This is a genomic window from Agromyces tropicus (genome assembly GCF_039531345.1).
GTDB classification, from domain to species: domain Bacteria; phylum Actinomycetota; class Actinomycetes; order Actinomycetales; family Microbacteriaceae; genus Agromyces; species Agromyces tropicus.
The window spans coordinates 81258-98259 of sequence record NZ_BAAAPW010000006.1 but is presented as its reverse complement, the minus strand read 5'-3'; the positions used below and the strand labels follow the sequence as shown (position 1 = coordinate 98259).

18 protein-coding genes are annotated in these 17002 nt (G+C 73.4%); 11 read left to right on the top strand and 7 right to left on the bottom strand.

Annotation, left to right across the window (positions count from 1 at the left end; translation table 11 throughout):
* The first annotated feature begins 91 nt into the window (after positions 1-91).
* Complete coding sequence (gene sp36 / locus ABD230_RS16665; protein WP_344377348.1) at positions 92-319, top strand: Sp36 family protein; 228 nt, start codon at positions 92-94, stop codon at positions 317-319.
* On the top strand, positions 319-789 hold the full coding sequence (locus ABD230_RS16660; RefSeq protein ID WP_344377347.1) for a RidA family protein: 471 nt from the start codon (positions 319-321) through the stop codon (positions 787-789). Before sp36 ends, ABD230_RS16660 begins: the two co-directional genes overlap by 1 nt.
* A gap of 78 nt (positions 790-867) precedes the next feature.
* Here the strand turns inward: ABD230_RS16660 and acs are convergent, their stop codons facing one another.
* Positions 868-2820 carry an acetate--CoA ligase gene (acs, locus tag ABD230_RS16655; RefSeq protein ID WP_344377344.1) on the bottom strand — a complete coding sequence of 651 codons (1953 nt, stop codon included), beginning with the start codon at positions 2818-2820 and terminating at the stop codon, positions 868-870.
* A 614-nt stretch (positions 2821-3434) separates the two neighbouring features.
* Between acs and ABD230_RS16650 the strand changes: the two genes are divergently transcribed.
* From ABD230_RS16650 to ABD230_RS16630, 5 genes are read left to right on the top strand one after another with little or no spacing between them, the layout of a single operon-like run.
* Positions 3435-4541 (top strand): TadA family conjugal transfer-associated ATPase, encoded by a 1107-nt coding sequence (locus ABD230_RS16650; protein ID WP_344377340.1) that lies wholly within the window; start codon positions 3435-3437, stop codon positions 4539-4541.
* A complete protein-coding gene (locus ABD230_RS16645; RefSeq protein WP_344377335.1) occupies positions 4535-5530 on the top strand; it encodes a type II secretion system F family protein in 996 nt (331 codons plus the stop codon). Before ABD230_RS16650 ends, ABD230_RS16645 begins: the two co-directional genes overlap by 7 nt.
* A gap of 58 nt (positions 5531-5588) precedes the next feature.
* Complete coding sequence (locus ABD230_RS16640) at positions 5589-5816, top strand: DUF4244 domain-containing protein (RefSeq protein WP_344377330.1); 228 nt, start codon at positions 5589-5591, stop codon at positions 5814-5816.
* A gap of 16 nt (positions 5817-5832) precedes the next feature.
* Positions 5833-6141 (top strand): TadE family type IV pilus minor pilin, encoded by a 309-nt coding sequence (locus ABD230_RS16635; RefSeq protein WP_344377325.1) that lies wholly within the window; start codon positions 5833-5835, stop codon positions 6139-6141.
* A complete protein-coding gene (locus tag ABD230_RS16630) occupies positions 6138-6524 on the top strand; it encodes an Rv3654c family TadE-like protein (RefSeq protein WP_344377321.1) in 387 nt (128 codons plus the stop codon). Before ABD230_RS16635 ends, ABD230_RS16630 begins: the two co-directional genes overlap by 4 nt.
* A 41-nt stretch (positions 6525-6565) precedes the next feature.
* On the opposite strand, the gene ABD230_RS16625 is transcribed toward ABD230_RS16630, so the two are convergent.
* The 5 genes from ABD230_RS16625 to acsA are packed head-to-tail and all read right to left on the bottom strand — an operon-like array spanning position 6566 to position 11957.
* A complete protein-coding gene (locus tag ABD230_RS16625; protein ID WP_344377318.1) occupies positions 6566-6808 on the bottom strand; it encodes an acyl carrier protein in 243 nt (80 codons plus the stop codon).
* A complete protein-coding gene (locus ABD230_RS16620; protein WP_344377314.1) occupies positions 6805-8184 on the bottom strand; it encodes a 2-oxo acid dehydrogenase subunit E2 in 1380 nt (459 codons plus the stop codon). The genes ABD230_RS16625 and ABD230_RS16620 overlap by 4 nt, the downstream gene beginning before the upstream one ends.
* Positions 8177-9157, bottom strand: a complete 981-nt coding sequence (locus ABD230_RS16615) for an alpha-ketoacid dehydrogenase subunit beta (RefSeq protein ID WP_344377312.1) — start codon at positions 9155-9157, stop codon at positions 8177-8179. Before ABD230_RS16615 ends, ABD230_RS16620 begins: the two co-directional genes overlap by 8 nt.
* Positions 9154-10161 (bottom strand): pyruvate dehydrogenase (acetyl-transferring) E1 component subunit alpha, encoded by a 1008-nt coding sequence (pdhA, locus tag ABD230_RS16610; protein WP_344377309.1) that lies wholly within the window; start codon positions 10159-10161, stop codon positions 9154-9156. The genes ABD230_RS16615 and pdhA overlap by 4 nt, the downstream gene beginning before the upstream one ends.
* Positions 10158-11957, bottom strand: a complete 1800-nt coding sequence (acsA, locus tag ABD230_RS16605; RefSeq protein ID WP_344377308.1) for an acetate--CoA ligase — start codon at positions 11955-11957, stop codon at positions 10158-10160. Before acsA ends, pdhA begins: the two co-directional genes overlap by 4 nt.
* A 270-nt stretch (positions 11958-12227) precedes the next feature.
* On the opposite strand from acsA, the gene ABD230_RS16600 reads away from it, so the two are divergent.
* The 4 genes from ABD230_RS16600 to ABD230_RS16585 all read left to right on the top strand — a co-directional run bounded on the left by ABD230_RS16600 (position 12228) and on the right by ABD230_RS16585 (position 16638).
* Entirely contained in the window at positions 12228-12965 is a 738-nt protein-coding gene (locus ABD230_RS16600) for a GntR family transcriptional regulator (protein ID WP_344377306.1), read from the top strand.
* An 89-nt stretch (positions 12966-13054) separates the two neighbouring features.
* A complete protein-coding gene (locus ABD230_RS16595) occupies positions 13055-14572 on the top strand; it encodes an MmgE/PrpD family protein (protein WP_425546256.1) in 1518 nt (505 codons plus the stop codon).
* An 8-nt stretch (positions 14573-14580) separates the two neighbouring features.
* Positions 14581-15480: a methylisocitrate lyase gene (gene prpB / locus ABD230_RS16590; protein ID WP_344377300.1), complete on the top strand. Its 900-nt coding sequence runs from the start codon at positions 14581-14583 to the stop codon at positions 15478-15480.
* Positions 15481-15504: 24 nt separating this feature from the next.
* Positions 15505-16638: a bifunctional 2-methylcitrate synthase/citrate synthase gene (locus ABD230_RS16585; protein ID WP_344377298.1), complete on the top strand. Its 1134-nt coding sequence runs from the start codon at positions 15505-15507 to the stop codon at positions 16636-16638.
* A gap of 106 nt (positions 16639-16744) precedes the next feature.
* Here ABD230_RS16585 and ABD230_RS16580 read toward each other — a convergent pair whose 3' ends face one another.
* Complete coding sequence (locus tag ABD230_RS16580) at positions 16745-16978, bottom strand: hypothetical protein (protein WP_344377297.1); 234 nt, start codon at positions 16976-16978, stop codon at positions 16745-16747.
* Between the last annotated feature and the right edge of the window lie 24 nt (positions 16979-17002).

Here is a 17002-nt window from a genome sequence, read left to right as displayed (position 1 = left end):
GCTGGCAAAATCCGGCATGCCGCACGGCCGCAGAGCCCACGGCCGGCTCGACCCTCAGGATAGCCGCCCGTTCCGACACCGAGGAGTCGCCATGCCCGCCTGGGAGTACATCACCACCCCGCTGCTGATCCACAACACCGCCGCGATCCTGAACAACTGGGGATCCGAGGGCTGGGAGCTGGTCCAGATCGTCCAGGGGCCGGAGGGCGGGCTCGTCGCCTACCTGAAGCGACCCGTGGGGGAGCAGGCCTCCTCGGCGGCATCCGCCGGCCAGGCCGCGGCCGCGCAGGCCGCCAAGCAGTTCGAGGAGGACGCCTGATGGGCGCCGTCGAGGCCCGGCTCGCCGAGCTCGGGGTCGAGGTGCCCGGCGTCGCCGCGCCCGTCGCGGCCTACGTGCCGGCCGTCGTGACCGGCAACCTCGTGTACACGTCGGGCCAGCTCCCCTTCGTCTCGGGCGCGCTGCCGGCGACCGGCAAGGTCGGCGACGGCCACGGCCTGGTGCCGGCCGACGAGGCGAAGGAGTACGCGCGCCTCTGCGCGCTCAACGCGCTCGCCGCCGTGAAGTCGCAGCTCGGCTCGCTCGACCGGGTGACGCGCATCGTCAAGGTCGTCGGCTTCGTGGCCTCCGACCCCGCCTTCACCGGCCAGCCCGGTGTCGTCAACGGCGCGTCGGAGTTCATCGGCGAGGTCTTCGGCGACGCGGGCGTGCACGCGCGGTCGGCGGTCGGCGTGGCGGTGCTGCCGCTCGACGCGCCCGTCGAGGTGGAGCTGATCGCCGAGTTCGAGTAGCCGACGGCCGGCCGAGCCGGCCTGCACACGCGGATGCCGCGGCGGGAGTCCCGCCGCGGCATCCGTCGTCTCGGCCGGTCAGCGCACCTGGGCGCTGATGATCTGCATGATCGAGGTGTCGGCGAGCGTCGTGGTGTCGCCGACCTCGCGGCCCTCGGCGAGGTCGCGCAGCAGTCGCCGCATGATCTTGCCCGAGCGCGTCTTCGGCAGCTCGTTGACGATGAAGACCTGCCGCGGCCGGGCGATCGCGCCGATCTGCGTCGCCACGTGCCGGCGGAGCTCCTCGCTCGCTTCGGCCGGGTCGGTCACGTGCGCCGCCTGGCTCGACTTCAGGATGACGAAGGCGACGACCGCCTGGCCCGTGGTCTCGTCGGACGCGCCCACGACGGCGGCCTCGGCCGTCCACGGGTGCGCGACGAGCGACGACTCGATCTCGGCGGTCGAGAGCCGGTGGCCCGAGACGTTCATGACGTCGTCGACGCGGCCGAGCAGCCAGATGTCGCCGTCCTCGTCGCGGCGTGCGCCGTCGCCGGCGAAGTACTTGTCGCCGAACTTCTCCCAGTACGTCTCCTTGAAGCGCTCCGGATCGCCCCAGATTCCGCGCAGCATCGACGGCCACGGCTCGGTGACGACGAGCAGGCCGCCGCCCTCGCCCTCGACCTCCACGCCGTCGTCGTCGAGGATGTCGATCGAGATGCCGGGGACCGGCACCTGCGCCGAGCCCGGCTTGAGGTCGGTCACGCCCGGCAGCGCCGAGATCATGATCGCGCCCGTCTCGGTCTGCCACCACGTGTCGACCACGGGGATCGAGCCTCCACCGATGACGTGGCGGTACCAGATCCACGCCTCCGGGTTGATCGGCTCGCCCACCGAGCCCAGCAGGCGCAGCGTGCGGAGGTCGAACTCGTGCGGGATCTGCCGACCGAGCTTCATGAACGAGCGGATGGCGGTCGGCGCCGTGTACAGGATCGTGACGCCGTACTTCTCGACGATCTCCCACCAGCGGCCGGGGTGCGGCGTGTCGGGGGTGCCCTCGTAGATCACCTGGGTCGCGCCGTTGGCGAGCGGCCCGTAGACCACGTAGGAGTGCCCGGTGATCCAGCCCACGTCGGCGGTGCACCAGTAGACGTCGCGCTCCGGGTGGAGGTCGAACACGTTGCGATGCGTGAACGCCGCCTGCGTGAGGTAGCCGCCGGAGGTGTGCAGGATGCCCTTCGGCTTCCCGGTGGTGCCCGAGGTGTAGAGGATGAACAGCGGGTGCTCGGCCTCGAACGCCTGCGCCTCGTGCTCGGGGGAGGCGGTCGCCACCGTCTCGTGCCACCACAGGTCGCGGGCGTCGTCCCACTCGACCTCGTTCTCGCCGCGCTTGACGACGAGGACGTGCCGGACCGATCCGGCGGTCTTGCCGAGCGCCTCGTCGACCACGGGCTTCAGCGGGAAGACGCGCCCCTTGCGGTACCCGCCGTCGGCCGTGATGACGACGGATGCCTCGGCGTCGTCGATGCGGGACGCGAGGCTGTCGGCGCTGAAGCCGCCGAAGACCACCGAGTGGATGGCGCCGAGGCGCGCGACCGCGAGCATCGAGACGATGGCCTCGGGGATCATCGGCAGGTAGATGGCGACGCGGTCGCCGGAGCGGACGCCGAGGTCGGCGAGGGCGTTCGCGGCGCGCTTGACCTCCTCGGTGAGCTCGGCGTACGTGATGTCGCGGGAGTCGCCCGGCTCGCCCTCCCAGTGGAGCGCGACGCGGTCGCCGAGGCCGGCCTCGACGTGGCGGTCGAGGCAGTTCACGGCGACGTTGAGCTCGCCGTCGTCGAACCACTTCGCGAACGGCGGGTTCGACCAGTCGAGCGTGCGGGTGAAGGGCTTCTCCCAGTGGAGCAGCGTGCGGGCCTGGTCGGCCCAGAATGCGAGCCGGTCGGCACGAGCGGCGTCGTAGAGGCCGTGGTCGGCGACGGCCTGGGCGGCGAACTCGGGACTCGGGCGGAAGCGCCGGATCTCCTCGAGCGCGTGATCGATCTGCGCGTTCATAGTGGTGCGATCGCTCCTTCGCGAAGTGGTGGATGACGGGTCGCCTGCCCCACACAGCACCCTAGCGTCCGCGGCCGTCGATGTCGTCGCGTGTGTCCTCGGGCGTCCGTCGGGGCCGGGCCGCGCGTGTCGTTCGCGGAGGGGGCCGCGCGGGCGTACGCTGGGCCCCGGCGCGTCGCAGCGCCGACCGGAGCCGGGGGATTCGCCGGGACGATCGTCACCGCCCCCGACCACGGAAACCGTGGTCGATGCTCCGCTTCGCGTTCGATTTCAGTGGATGTCCGACGCCGAACTGGAGGATCTCGCAGAGATTTCTGTACGTCGGCACAAATGAGGACAAAAAGTACTTGCGCATGGATCTCCAGCCCATACACTGGGTACCGCCCGAACGAATCCGATTCGAGGCCTGCAGCGCTCGCGATTCCCCCCAATCCGCGCGCTGCCGAGGCGGCACCTGTTCCCCCCAATGGGTACCGCCCCCTTCTTTTTAACCGGCAGTCCGAGACGGATGCCACGGCACGAGCCCTCCTCCACAACGACGTGGGGGAGGGCTCGCCGCATTCGCGGGGCCTGCGCGTCCGTCCCGCCACGACCGCGCGCCTAGCGTCGTCGGCATGCCCGCACCCTTCGTCGCCGTCCCGTCCTGGGAGGCCGAGGCGGCGCTCGAATGGGCGCCGCCGGACGAGCCGCCGTCGCGCGCCGTCGGCGGGGCGGCCGGCCCGCACGCAGGGCGCGCCGCCGGGTCGGCCGCGGTGCCCGACGTCCCCGCGGACGCCGCGCGGAACGATGCGGAGGTGTCCGACGCGGTCGACGCGCTCGGTCCGCTCGGTCCCTTCGCCGCAGACGCGCGCGTCACCGACCTCTTCGTCAACGGCGACCGGGGGCTGTGGGTGGACCGCGGTGCGGGCGCCGAGCGTGAGCCGGCGTGGCGCGCGACCGAACCGGAGGTCAGGGCGCTGGCCGTACGGCTCGTCGCGCGCGGCGGGCGCCACGTCGATGAGGCGACGCCCGCCGTCGACGTCCGGCTGGGCCGCGGTATCCGGGTGCACGCGGCGATCCCGCCGGTCTCCACCACCGGCACGCTGCTGTCGATCCGGCTCCCGCGCGCGGCCGGGGTGCCGCTGTCCGCACTCGCTGCGGGCGGGATGCTCGATGCGACGACCGAGGAGCGGTTGCGGGCCGCCGTCCTCGAACGGCGCAACCTGCTGGTGACCGGCGCGGGGGGCACGGGCAAGACCACGCTGCTCGCGGCCCTCCTCGGCGAGGCGCCGCCGACCGACCGGATCGTGCTCCTCGAGGACGTCTCGGAGCTTCGGCCGGACCATCCGCACGTCGTCGCCCTCGAGGCGCGCCAGGCGAACCTCGAGGGCACCGGGCGCATCGGCCTCGACCGGCTGCTGAGGGAAGCGCTCCGGATGCGACCCGACCGCCTCGTCGTCGGCGAGTGCCGTGGGCCGGAACTGCGCGAACTGCTCGCCGCGCTGAACACGGGCCACGACGGCGGTGCGGGCACGCTGCACGCCAACTCGCTCGCCGACGTCCCCGCGCGGCTCGAGGCGCTGGGGGCGGCAGCGGGCATGCGGCCCGACGCGGTCGCGCGGCAGGCGGCCAGCGCCTTCGACCTCGTCGTCCACCTCGAACGCGTCGACGGGCGCCGACGGGTCGCGGGCATCGGTCGGTTCCGGGTGGAGCGCGACCGCCTGGAGGTCGAGCCGTGCTGACGGCGACGGCGCGTCCGCGCGACCTGGTCGGTGCGCTCGGTCACCGGCTCCGTCGGGCGGACCCGGCCGCGCCCCTCGACCACGTCGCCGCCACCTCGGAACGTCTCGCCGCGCTGCTCGCCGCGGGCCTCGCGCCGGCCGCCGCCTGGGCGGCGCTGCGCGAGGCGCCCGGTGCGGACGATCCCGAACCGGACCCGGCGATGCGTGCGGTCGTCGCCGCCGCCGCGGACGCGGCGGCCGCAGGAGCCTCCGTCGCCGACGCGATCGAGGCGGCCCGCGGCGACGCCCCCTCTTGGTCGGTCCTCGCGGCGGCCTGGGCGGTGGCGGATGCCGCGGGGGCGCCGCTCGCCCGGACGCTGGTCGTCCTCGCCGTCGCGCTGCGCGACGAGGCGCAGCTGCGCCGCGACGCCGCCGCGATGCTCGCCGGACCGGCGGCCTCGGCTCGGCTCGTGGCCGCGCTCCCCGTCATCGCGGTGGTCTTCGGCATGCTGCTCGGCTTCGACACCATCGGGGTGCTGCTCGGCGGTCCGGTCGGCCTCGCCTGCCTGGTGGGCGGCGGCGGCCTGCTCTGGCTCGGTGCCGGCTGGAGTCGGGCACTCGTGCGGCGGGCGTCGGCCGCGCCGCCCGCCGCCGGGCTGCGGCTCGAGCTGCTCTCGGTCGCGCTCTCGAGCGGCGCGTCGCCGGACCGGGCGCGCGAGATGGTCGCCGAGGGCCTCCAGCGGCACCTGCCCGAACTCGCGGCGTCCGACCCCGCCTCGCCCGTCGTCGCGCTGGCGGAACGGGCGGGGGCACCGGTGTCGGACCTGCTCCGAGCGGAGGCCGCGCGCATGCGCGGCACCGCGAGGTCCGAGGGAGCGGCGAGGGCCGCGGCGCTGGGCGTGCGGCTCATGATCCCGCTGGGCTGCTGCGTCCTGCCGGCGTTCGTCCTGCTCGGGGTCGCGCCGCTCATGATCTCCGTCGTCACGGGCACCCTCGGCGGTGCCGCGTGACGGCCCACGACTCGTGCCGCCCATCGCCGCTCCGGCGGCTCCGAGAAGGAGGTATCCCATGATCCACGCCCGTCCCACCACCGAGCTGAGGCACGGCCGGCTCCGCCGCGCGATCGTGCGCCGCGTCCGATCCGTCGCGCGGGAGCGCGGCGCCGCGACCGCGGAGTACGCCGTGGCGACCATGGCGGCCGTCGGCTTCGCAGGGCTTCTCGTCGTGATCCTGCGCGGCGACGAGGTGCGCGGCATCCTGACCGACCTCGTGCGGAATGCGCTCACGGTCGGCTGAGGACGAGCGGGGCAGCGTGACGGCGGAGTTCGCCGTCGCGCTGCCCGCGGTCGCGCTCGTGCTCGCGATCGCCCTGGCATCGATCCACCTCGCCGCCGTGCAGGTCCGCCTGGCTGACGCGGCCGCCGATGCGGCGCGGGCGCTGGGGCGGGGCGAGGCCGAGGGCGTCGCCGCCGACCTCGCCGCGCGCAACGCGCCGGGAGCCCGACTGTCGACGAGCGTGGAGGACCCGTTCGTGTGCGCGACGGTCAGCGGCCGCGGCGCGGGGATCCTCGCGGCCGTGGAACTCCGCATGGAGTCGTGCGCGCTCCGGGGCGGGCGATGACCCTGGGGGATCGGGTCGGCGTCGGCGGGCGCGGGCGACGGCGTCCCTGCCCATGCGCGGAGGACGGCGCCGCCAGCGTCGTGGCCGTGTCGTTCGTCGGCGTGGTCGTCGCGCTGGCCGCGGCGGTGGTCGTCGTGCTCCTCGCGTCCCTGGCCTCGCAGTCGGCGGCGCACGCGGCCGACGCCGCCGCGCTCGCCGCGGCGGATGCGGTCTCCGGGGCCGTGCCCGGGGAGCCGTGCGCGCTGGCCGCCGAGGTCGCGAGCCGCAACGGTGCTCGGCTCGCCACGTGCGAGGTCACCGGAGCAGACGCGCTCGTGTCGGTCGTCGTCGACCGCGGCGCCATCTCCGCGACCGCGGCGTCGCGCGCCGGTCCGGCCGGGTGAGGCGCGGATCGCTCCTCGCTCCGGCGGCGTCGCGCCTCGGGTCAGGCACGCGCCGCGACGTAGTCGACGAGCGACTGGACGGTCGTGAGGCTCGCGTAGTCCTCCTCCTGCGCCGCGACGCCGGTCGACGCCGCGAGCAGCTCGAGCAGGCGGAGGAAGTCCAGCGAGTCGAGTTCGAGGTCCTGTCGGAGGCGCGCGCCCGGGTCGAGGTCCTCCGCCTCGACGTCGGGCGCGACCTCCCGCAGTGCCTGGAGCACCGCCGAACGGGCATCGGTCTCGTTCACAGTTCCTCCGGCTTCTGCAGCAGTTCGTCGACGAGCGCGAGGAACCGGCCGCCGCGCAGGCCGTCGCTCACGCGGTGGTCCGCGGAGAGCGTCGCCGTGACGACCGGGCGCACGCCGAGGAGCCCCTCGATCGCCCAGGGACGCTCGACGACGCGCCCGAATCCGACCAGCGCGACCTGTGGCGCGTAGATGACGCCGAACACCGATTCGACGCCGAGGTCGCCGAGGTTCGTCACGGTGATCGTCGGGTCGCTCATCTCGGTGCGCCGGAGCCGTCCGGCACGGGCTCGCGCGACGACGTCGCGCAGTGCCGACATGAGCTCGCCCGGGGCGAGCCGCTCGGCGTCGTGGATCGCGGGGGCGACGAGTCCGCCGCCCCGGAGCGCGACCGCGACGCCGAGGTGCACCGCGTCGCTCGGACGGAACGCGCCGTCGACGAAGAGTCCGTTCATCTCGGGCACCTGCTTCGCGGCCCGCGCGCTCGCCGCGAGGAGCAGGGCGGCGGGGACGAGTCGCTCGGCGAGCGGCAGGTCGGCGTTCTCGTCCCGCATCCACTCCAGGGCGCTGGAGAGGTCGATCGTCGTGCTCAGGTAGTAGTGCGGGATCTCGCGCTTCGACCGCGCCATGAGCGATCCGATCGCGCGACGGAGGCTCGCGGTCCGCTCGGCGGCGCGTGCGCGCTCGCCGCGTACGTCGGCGCCGTCGCCACCGGCGGTCGGAGCGGGCACGGCGCCGGCCGGCCGCTCCTCGAGTCGCCCTTCCGCGGCCCGTCGCACGTCGTCCCCGATGACCGCGCCGTCCGGACCGGTGCCGGTGAGGCGCGCGAGGTCGACCCCGAGCTCGTCCGCGAGGCGCCGGGCGCGAGGCGACGATCGGGGCGGTCGGGCCGCGGCCGGCTCCGGCGGCGCCGAGGACCGAGGCCCGGCCGACGCCGCGGCTTCGACGTCGGCGCGGGTGACGGCCCCAGCGGGACCGGTGCCGTCGATGTGGTCGACGTCGACATCCAATCGGTGCGCGAGGTGCCGGATCGGCGGGGGCACGGCGCGCTCGGCCGCGGCCGTCGCCGCGGCGCCGTCGGGCGAGGCGACGTCCGGCGGCGTCGCGATCGGTGTCGCGGGCGGCCCGGCGGGGACGTCCGCCGGGGTCCCGGTCACCCTGGCGATCGGCGTCCCGACCGGAACGGTCTGGCCGAGCTCGACGAGGTACTCGGCGAGCACGCCCTCCTCGAACGACTCGATCTCCATCACGGTCTTCTCGGTGTCGACCTCGGCGATGAGGTCGCCCCGGTGCACGTAGTCCCCGGGCCGCACGAGCCACTCGACGACCTTGCCGCGCTCCATGTCGGCCCCGAGCGAGGGCATGCGCAGGTCAGGCACCCGCACCCACCGCCTCGCGTGCCGCCTCGGCCACGCGCGCGACCGACGGCAGCGCCGCCTCCTCGAGGTGGCGCGCGTACGGGATCGGGACCTCGAGGCTGCAGACGCGTCCGACCGGCGCGTCGAGGTCGAAGAACGCCGATTCCGTGATGCGTGCGCTGACCTCGGCCGAGAGGCTGCCGCTGCGCCATCCCTCGTCGACGACGACGGCCCGGTGCGTCTTCGCGACCGTCGCCCGGATCGCGGCATCGTCCAGCGGCCGCAGGGAGCGCAGGTCGAGCACCTCGGCGTCGATCCCGTCGGCGGCGAGGGCCTCGGCGGCGTCGAGCGCGGTCGACAGCGTGCCGCCGTACGTGATGAGCGAGAGGTCCGCGCCCGCGCGCCGCACGACGGCGCGGTCGATGTCGACGGCCCCGGCGTCGTCGGCCAGGTCGCCCTCGACGTTGTACAGCGATCCGTGCTCGAAGATCAGCACGGGATCCGGGTCCTCGAGTGCGGTCCACAGCATGCCGCGGGCGTCCTCGAGCGTCGCCGGCGCGAGGATCCGCAGGCCCGGGATATGCGCCAGCCAGCCCTCGAGGCTGTGCGAGTGCTGGGCGGCGAGCTGGCGGCCGCCGCCCGTGGTCATGCGGATCACGAGCGGCACGTTGAACTGCCCGCCGGACATGTGCAGCAGCGTGGCGGCGTTGTTCACGATCTGGTCGAGCGCGAGCAGGCTGAAGTTGACCGTCATGACCTCGACGATCGGCCGCATGCCGCCGAGCGCCGCGCCGATGCCGGCGCCGACGAACGCGGCCTCCGAGAGCGGGGTGTCGCGGATGCGGCGCGGGCCGAACTCCTCGAGCAGCCCGAGGCTCACGGCGAACCCGCCGCCGTAGCGCCCGACGTCCTCGCCCATCAGGAACACGCGCTCGTCGCGTTGCATCGCCTCGCGCATCGCCGCGCGCATCGCCTCGCGGTACGTCGTCCTCATGCGCCCGCTCCCGCCCGTTCGGAGGTGACGAACCGCGTGAGCTCCGAGATCGGCTCGAGCGTCCCGGCCTCGGCGAACGCGATCGCGTCGTCGATCTCCGCCTCGACCTCGTCCGCGATCCTCGCGCGCTGTTCGGCGTCGATGCGGCCGCTCGCCTCGAGCGCCTCGCCGAGGAGGCGGATCGGATCGCGCTCCATCCACTGCTCGACCTCGGCCTTGTCGCGGTAGCGCTCGGGGTCGAACATCGAATGGGCGCGGAAGCGGTACGTGCGCAGCTCCAGGAAGTGCGGCCCACCGCCGGCGCGGACGCCCGAGGCCGCACGTCTCGCGGCCTCCTCGACGGCGAGCACGTCCATGCCGTCGACGGCCCAGGAGGGGATCTCGTACGAGGCGGCCTTGAGCGCGAGGTCGACCTGCGACTCGGAGCGCTCGAGTGCGGTCCCCATGGCGTACAGGTTGTTCTCGCAGCAGAACAGCACCGGGAGGTCCCAGAGCGCCGCGAGGTTCATGCTCTCGTGGAACTCGCCCTCGGCGATGGCCCCCTCGCCGAAGAAGCAGGCGGTCACCCGCTCCCGCCCGGCGAGCTTGTCGGCCAGGGCGAGGCCGACCGCGAGTGGGAGGCCGCCGGCGACGATCGCGTTCCCGCCGTAGAAGCGGCTCGCCGCGTCGAACAGGTGCATGGACCCGCCCCGACCGCGGCAGCAGCCCTCCGCGCGGCCGAACATCTCGGCCATGATTGCGCGCGCCGAAACGCCGCGGAGCAGCGCATGGCCGTGCTCGCGATACGTCGCGACGACGGCGTCGTCGGGCCCCAGCACCGACATCACCCCGGCGGCGACGGCCTCCTCGCCGATGTAGACGTGCAGGAAGCCGCGGATCTTGGTCGCCGAGTACAGCTCGACGCAGCGCTCCTCGAGTCGGCGGACGCGCATCATCTGCCGCAGCAGGTCGACCGCCCGCTCCGGCTGCGCCTCGATCGCCCTCGCGCGTTCCTCGTCGTTCATCGTCCCGCCTCCAACGTGGAGGTGTCGCCCTCCGGCAGCCCCAGTTCGCGCGCCTTCAGCAGGCGGCGCAGGATCTTGCCGCTGCGCGTCTTGGGCAGCGAGGCGGCGAAGTCGAGTCGCCGCGGGGCGACGGCGGATCCGAGCCGCTTGCGGGCGAATCCGATGAGGTCGAGCCGGAGCTCGTCGGATGCCTCGCGGCCGGGCTTCAGCTCGACGAACGCCTTCACGACCTCGCCGGCGACGGGGTCGGGCACGCCGATGACGGCGGCCTCGGCGACCGCCTCGTGCTCCATGAGGCAGCTCTCGACCTCGAACGGGCCGATGAGGTGGCCGGAGGACTTGATCACGTCGTCGCCGCGGCCGACGAACCAGAAGTACCCGTCGGCGTCGCGCCGGGCCAGGTCGCCGGTCAGGTACCAGCCGCCGGCGAAGCACTTCCGGTAGCGCTCGTCCTCGTCGAGGTAGCCGCGGAACATCGAGGGCCAGCCCGGCCGGAGCGCGAGCTCGCCCGTGGCATCCGTCTCGCACAGCACCGCCTCGCCGTCGCGGACGACCGGGGCGCCCGCCTCGTCGCGGGCCACGACGGCGGCATCGATGCCCGGGAGCGGGCGGCCCATCGAACCCGGCCGGATGTCCATCGCCGGGTAGTTGGAGATCATGATCCCCCCGGTCTCGGTCTGCCACCAGTTGTCGTGCACCGGCAGGCCGAGGGTCTCCCGCCCCCACACCACGACCTCGGGGTTGAGCGGCTCACCGACGCTCGCGACGAATCGGAGTGCGGAGAGGTCGTGGCCGGCGGCGCGGTCGGCCCCGGCCTTCATGAGCATGCGAAGGGCGGTCGGCGCCGTGTACCAGACGGTGACCCGCTGGTCGCCGAGGATGCGGTACCAGCGCTCGACGTCCATCTCCTCCTCGTCGACCACGACGGTGACGCCGTGCACGAGCGGCGCGATGATGCCGTAGGAGGTGCCGGTGACCCAGCCGGGGTCGGCGGTGCACCAGTACACGTCGTCGGGGTGGAGGTCGAGCGCGTACCGCCCGGTCGCGAAGTGGGCGGCGACCGCGTCGTGGACGTGGATCGCGCCCTTCGGGCGGCCGGTGGTGCCGCTCGTGAAGTGCAGCAGGGCCATGTCCTCGCGGTCCGTCGGCGCCGTGGGCGCGGTGGTCGGCGCGCGCTCGAGCAGCGCCGCGAGGTCGAGCGTCCCGGGTTCCGGGTCGCCGTCGGCGTCGACCAGCAGCACGTGCCGGAGCGAGGGGAGCTCGTCCCGGATCGGGGCGACCTTGCGGCGGTACAGGGCCCGAGTGGTGACGAGCACGCGGCCCGAACCGATCCGGAACCTCTGTCGGACGGGCTCGGGGCCGAACGCCGAGAAGAGCGGGCAGAAGACCGCGCCGTGCTTCAGCGTGCCGAGTGCGGCGGCGTAGAGCATCGGCATCCGCCCGAGGAGGGAGTACACGCGCTCGCCGCGTCCGACGCCGAGTCCGGCGAGCACGTTCGCGAATCGCGCGATCTCGGCGGCCAGGTCCCGGTAGGTCAGCGACCGCGTCGAGCCGTCGGCCCTGACGAAGCGCAGGGCCACGCGGTCCGCTCGCTCGCCCGCGGCGTGGCGGTCGACGGCCTCGTGCGCGATGTTGACGCCGCCGTCGGGCAGGCCGTCGAGTTCGGCCCGCGCCTCGTCCCAGTCGAACCGGGCGCGTTCCCCCTCGTAGTCCACGAGGTTCGGTCGCGGTCTGAGCGCCGCGACCTCCTTCACGATGGGTGCCCATCGGACCGGTGACGTCGTCGTCCCCTCCATGGGCCGAGCGTAGGCACGGGTCCGACGAGCGAGGTGGGGCCTTCGTCCCCCGGACGGCGGGACGGCCTACCGGTCGAGTGCGGCCTCCAGGGTCGGTCGGCACCGTCGGGCGGTACTGGTCGGCGTCGCCACCGACGGCGTCAATGTATACACGAAGCTGCCGGAAGGCGAGGGATCATCCAAAATCCGCAGAATCGTGGTCCTTCGTTGCGATCTCGGTGCAGTCCGTGTATACATGACTCGTCGCCGATGCGGTCAAGGAGGGATGCCATGCGAGCCGGAGAACGGGCGTACGACACCCTCCGCACCGAGATCCTCGACGGCGTGCTCGAGCCCGGCAGCGTGTTGCAGGAGGTCGAGCAGTCGGTCCGCCTCGGCGTGAGCCGGACCCCGGTGCGCGAGGCGCTGCGCCGGCTCATCGCCGACGGGCTCGTCGCCGCATCCGGCCGCGGCACCGTCGTCACCGCGATCTCGCGCAACGACATCGTGTCGCTCTACGAGCTCCGCGAAGCGCTCGAGGCCCGGGCCGCCGGGCTCGCGGCGCAGCGCCGCGACGCGGCCGACTTCGCCGGGATCCGCGAGCGACTGCTCGAGGCCCCGAGCCTGTTGGCGGAGGGCGAGGCCGGGCTGGTCCGGTACTTCGCGATCGTCGACGACCTCGACGACGCGATCGAGGCGGCCGCCGACAACGCGTTCCTCGGCGCAGCGCTGCGCAGTGTCCAGCTGCACTCCGCCCGCATCCGCCGGCTCTCGCGCCACAACCACGAGCGCCTGAGGGCCGCAGCCGGCGAGCACCTCCTGATCGTCGACGCGATCCTCGCGGGCGATGCGGAGCTCGCCTCCCACGCGACGCACGTGCACCTCCACATGAGCCTCACGAACGCCCTCGCGACCGTCCCGGCCGACGAGGCCGCCCCGACCGCCGATCCCGTCCCGACCGCCGATCCCGTCCCGACCGCCGATCCCGTCCCGACCGCCGATCCCGCCGGGGGCCCGCGCGTCGCCTGACCTGCGGCGGACGACCGCGATCGCGCGCCCAGCACGACCTCCCGAGACCATCGAACGAAAGGCACGAAGTGCAGCTCCACCACGTGCGCATGCACCGCAGCGAGGAGAACCTCGCCCGACCCGACCAGCTCGCCTGGAAGATCGCCGAGGTCGCCGCCGACCCCGTCGAGGTGACCGACGAGGTCGCCGAGATGGTCGTCAACCGCGTCATCGACAACGCCGCCGTCGCCGCGGCATCCCTCACCCGCGGGCCGATCATCGCCGCCCGCTCGCAGGCCACCGCGCACCCGGTGTCGGTCGGGGGCGAGGGTGCGACCGTGTTCGGGCTCGAGCCGGCACGCCGCACGAGCCCGGAGTGGGCGGCGTGGGCGAACGGTGTCGCGGTCCGCGAACTCGACTTCCACGACACGTTCCTCGCGGCCGAGTACTCGCACCCGGGCGACAACATCCCCGCGATCGTCGCGGTCGCGCAGCACCTCGCGTCGCAGCGCGGCCTCACGGGCCGCGAGGTCGTGCGCGGCATCGCGACGGGCTACGAGATCCAGGTCGACCTCGTGAAGGCCATCTCGCTGCACAGGCACAAGATCGACCACGTCGCGCACCTCGGCCCCTCCGCGGCCGCGGGCATCGGCACGCTCCTCGGCCTCGACCGGGAGACGATCTTCCAGGCCGTCGGGCAGGCCCTGCACACCACCACCGCGACCCGGCAGTCCCGCAAGGGCGAGATCTCCACGTGGAAGGCCCACGCCCCCGCCTTCGCCGGGAAGATGGCCGTCGAGGCGGTGGACCGCGCGATGCGCGGGCAGACGAGCCCGGTCCCGATCTACGAGGGCGAGGACGGCGTCATCGCCTGGCTCCTCGACGGGCCTGATGCCGCGTACGAGGTGCCCCTGCCCGAGACGGGCGAGGCCAAGCGCGCCATCCTCGACACCTACACGAAGGAGCACTCGGCGGAGTACCAGGCGCAGGCGTGGATCGACCTCGCGCGCAAGCTCCACCGCGAGCACCCGGAGCTCGCGGCCGGTCCGTCGCGCATCGCGAGCGTCGTCATCCACACCTCGCACCACACCCACTACGTGATCGGCTCCGGGGCGAACGACCCGCAGAAGTACGACCCCACGGCCTCGCGCGAGACGCTGGACCACTCGATCCCGTACATCTTCACCGTCGCGCTGCAGGACGGCGCCTGGCACCACGTCGACTCGTACGCCCCGGAGCGGGCGGGGCGGCCCGACACCGTCGAGCTGTGGCGCAAGGTCACCACGGTCGAGGACCCGGAGTGGACGCGTCGCTACCACTCGCTCGACATCGCCGAGAAGGCGTTCGGCGGCCGCGTCGTCATCACGCTCGACGACGGCACCGAGGTCGTCGACGAGATCGCCGTCGCCGACGCCCACCCGCTGGGCGCCCGGCCGTTCGGACGCGAGCAGTACGTGGAGAAGTTCCGCACGCTCGCCGACGGCGTGCTCGAGGCGGCCGAGATCGAGCGGTTCCTCGACCTCGCCCAGCGGCTCCCGCGGCTCGGCCCCGACGAGCTCGGCCTGCTCACCATCGTCGCCGCCCCCGGCGTGCTCGCCCAGTCCGAGACGCCCCGCGGCATCTTCTAGGAGGACCCATGCTCTACGCCCAGACCACCCCGGCCGACAAGCGCGCCGGCTTCCGCGAGCGCCTCGGGGGCGGCGAACTGCTCCGTTTCCCGGGCGCGTTCAACCCGCTCTCCGCCCGGCTCATCGAGCGCAAGGGCTTCGACGGCGTCTACATCTCGGGCGCCGTGCTCTCCGCCGACCTCGGCCTGCCCGACATCGGCCTGACGACCCTCACCGAGGTGGCCGGCCGTGCGAAGCAGATCGCGCGGATGACGGAGCTGCCCGCGATCGTCGACGCCGACACCGGCTTCGGCGAGCCGATGAACGTCGCGCGGACCGTGCAGGAGATGGAGGACGCCGGCCTCGCGGGCCTGCACATCGAGGACCAGGTCAACCCGAAGCGCTGCGGCCACCTCGACGGCAAGCAGGTCGTCGACGAGCACACCGCGCTCCAGCGCATCCGCGCCGCGGTCGACGCCCGGCGCGACCCGAACTTCCTGATCATGGCGCGTACGGACATCGCGGCCGTGGACGGGCTCGACGCCGCGATCGACCGCGCGAAGGCGCTCGTCGACGCGGGCGCCGACGCGATCTTCCCCGAGGCGATGCGCTCGCTCGAGGAGTTCGCGGCCATGCGCGCCGCCGTCGACGTGCCGCTGCTGGCGAACATGACCGAGTTCGGCAAGAGCGAGCTGTTCACCGTGCAGCAGCTCGCCGACGTCGGGATGAACCTCGTGATCTGGCCGGTCTCGCTCCTGCGCCTGGCGATGGGTGCGGCCGAGCGCGGCCTCGACGAGCTGACGGATGCCGGTGCCCTCACCGACCTGCTCCCGCAGATGCAGCACCGCGCCGACCTCTACGAGCTCATCGACTACGAGGGCTACAACCACTTCGACACCTCCATCTTCAACTTCACCGTCGCGCGCTGAGGCGCGACCCGAGAGGAGACCGACATGACCGACACCACCCTCGCGCCGCCGCCCGCGCCCGAGATCCGCAAGGGCCTTGCCGGCGTCGTGGTCGACACGACGGCGATCTCGAAGGTCAATCCGGAGACGAACTCGCTGCTGTACCGGGGGTACCCGGTGCAGGAGCTCGCGGCGACCAAGCGCTTCGAGGAGGTCGCCTACCTGCTCTGGCACGGCGAACTCCCCGACACGGAGCAGCTCGCCGCCTTCCGCGCGGAGGAACGCGCCGGACGGGCGCTGCAGCCGAACGTGAAGGCGGCGATCGACCTGCTGCCGACGACGGCGCACCCGATGGACGTCGTCCGGACGGCCGTCAGCGTCATCGGCGCCTCCGACCCGACGACCGACGACGCGAGCCGCGAGGCGAACCTGGCCAAGTCGACGGCGCTCTTCGCCGCGATGCCCGCGATCGTGGCCTACGACCAGCGTCGCCGCCGGGGGCAGGACCTCGTGCCGCCGCGCGACGACCTCGACTACTCCGCGAACTTCCTCCACATGTCGTTCGGCGAGGTGCCCGACCAGGTCGTCGTCGACGCGTTCGACGTCTCGATGATCCTGTACGCCGAGCACTCGTTCAACGCGTCGACCTTCACCGCGCGGGTCATCACCTCGACGCTCTCGGACCTGTACTCGGCCGTGACCGGAGCGATCGGCGCGCTCAAGGGTCCGCTGCACGGCGGCGCGAACGAGGCGGTCATGCGGATCTTCGACGAGATCGGGGACGCGTCGAACGTGGTGCCGTGGCTCGACGACGCCCTCGCCGGCAAGCGGAAGATCATGGGCTTCGGCCACCGGGTGTACAAGAACGGCGACTCGCGCGTGCCGACCATGAAGGCCTCGCTCGACACGCTCGTGGCGCACTACGACCGGCCCGACCTCGCCGAGCTCTACGACGCGCTCTCGGATGAGTTCGTCGAGCGCAAGGGCATCCACCCGAACCTGGACTACCCGTCGGGACCGGCGTACCACCTCATGGGGTACGACACCGAGACGTTCACGCCGCTCTTCGTCGCGTCGCGGGTGACGGGCTGGACGGCGCACATCATCGAGCAGGCCGCGGCGAACGCGCTCATCCGGCCGCTGTCCCACTACGACGGCGTCGGCGAGCGGCACGTGTAGGCGAGCGAACGCGCACACGACGACGGCGCCGTCGCGGATCGCGACGGCGCCGTCGAGCGCCGGGCGGGGCGGACCGTGACGAGCCGCCGCCCTGCCCTGCGCGTCCTCAGTCGAAGACGGTCTCGATGAAGCGGTACTCGACCGCGGACGGACGGTCGTCGCCCGGCGCGTCGAATTCGAGCCCGGCTCCGCGGGAGTAGACGTAGTGCTTGCCGCCGTCTCCGGGGAAGCTGATCCTCGGCTGCGGATCGCCGGAGTCGAGGAACCCGGTCGAGACCGTCTTCCCCTCGAGTGGCCCGTCGATGAGCTTGGCGGTGTAGGTGCCCGATGACGTGTCCATGCCGTCATTCTCCACCCGTCCTCC